This window comes from Methanoregula sp. (assembly GCF_002835825.1).
Lineage (GTDB): Archaea > Halobacteriota > Methanomicrobia > Methanomicrobiales > Methanospirillaceae > Methanoregula.
This window is the reverse complement of the sequence record NZ_PIZH01000547.1, coordinates 1-1383: the sequence shown is the minus strand read 5'-3', so window position 1 is coordinate 1383 and position 1383 is coordinate 1. Positions and strand designations below refer to the sequence as shown.

Below are 1383 nucleotides of genomic sequence, written 5' to 3'. Positions count from 1 at the left end.
TACCAAGGTTGTGCACGGCGGCACCGTCAAACGAGCCATCGAAAAGAGAGGAGGGCCGGTTCTGGACTTCAGTGCAAGTCTCAACCCGTTTCCCCCTGACGTCAAATGGACTCCTGACCCCGGAATGCTTGAATGCTATCCTGACGACAGCTACCTTAACCTGAAGGAAGTTATCGGGAAACAGTTCGGGAGAAGCGTTGAAGAGATTTGTGTCGGAAACGGGTCCATCGAGTTGATCCGCCTCTTCTGTGCGGTCGTACTACAGAAGGGAGGAACTTTTTTTATCGAAGATCCTACATTCGGAGAATATGCGCTTTCCGCTAGGCTCTACGGCGGAAGACAGACTTATACTCATGCTGATGCGCTTATACGGTTTATCTGCAATCCCAATAATCCCACGGGTACGCTGCACACCCGCGATAATCTCTGCACCATTCTTGACGCCATGCCATTTCCGGATGCGCTTCTCTTTCTTGATGAAGCGTTTATCGAACTGTCCGATCCCAACCAGAGTCTCGTAAATGTCCGGAATGATTCCCTTTTCGTGCTTCGGTCGCTTACGAAAAATTTTGCCGTACCCGGGATCCGGTTTGGCTATGGCTTCGGGGAGCCGGATCTTATAGCGCAAATAGAACTGGTGCGACCTCCCTGGTCGGTGAATGCATTTGCCGAAGCATTTGCCATCGCTGCTTTCCGGAACTTTGATGAACTGGATAAGTCGCGCACCCTCATATGCCGGGAGCGGGAATGGCTGGACAGGGAGCTGACCGCACTCGGGCTGACCTGCACACCATCATCAGCAAATTATATTCTTGCAGATGCCGGGCGTGACGCCGGCCATGTCTCCGAACAACTGCTTCTGCGGGGTGTCCTTGTCAGGAACTGCTCATCATTCGGGCTCCCCACCTCAATCCGTCTCGCGGTCCGGGACCGGGAAGAAAACCGCATTCTTATCGAGGCACTGGCCGCATGCTTGCGCTGATTATGGCCGGGGGGCAGGGCAGCCGGCTCGGCCTTGGAGAGAAACCGCTTGTCCAGGTCCTGAACAGGCCGATGATTTCCTATGTCATCGACGCTTTTGAGGAAGCCGGTCTTGACGTTATTGTTGTTGCTGCCCCGAATACCCGTTATACCCAGAACTGGTGCCGGGCACAAGGCATATCCCTGGTACTGGCTTCCGGACGGGGATATGTTGAGGATCTTGAAGAATCTGTCACCGGTCTTGGTGCCGAAGGCCCCCTTTTTACCTGCGGAGGAGATCTTGCCGGTATTTCACCGCATATCATTCAGCGAATAAAGGACGAGTATGAGAAGTCGCCGCTTGATGCCTGCTCGGTCTGGGTCCCGCTAAGCCTGAGCCGTTCCCTTGGACTGGAACCGGCA

The 1383-nt window shown here is 54.3% G+C and carries 2 protein-coding genes; both read left to right on the top strand.

Going from position 1 to position 1383, the window contains the following annotated elements; genetic code table 11:
- Positions 1-982, top strand: a 982-nt coding sequence (locus CW742_RS13180) for a histidinol-phosphate transaminase (protein WP_292421124.1), incomplete at its 5' end; no start/stop codon positions are given.
- A partial coding sequence (locus tag CW742_RS13175; RefSeq protein WP_292421122.1) for an NTP transferase domain-containing protein occupies positions 970-1383 on the top strand: 414 nt, incomplete at its 3' end. The genes CW742_RS13180 and CW742_RS13175, both read left to right, overlap by 13 nt.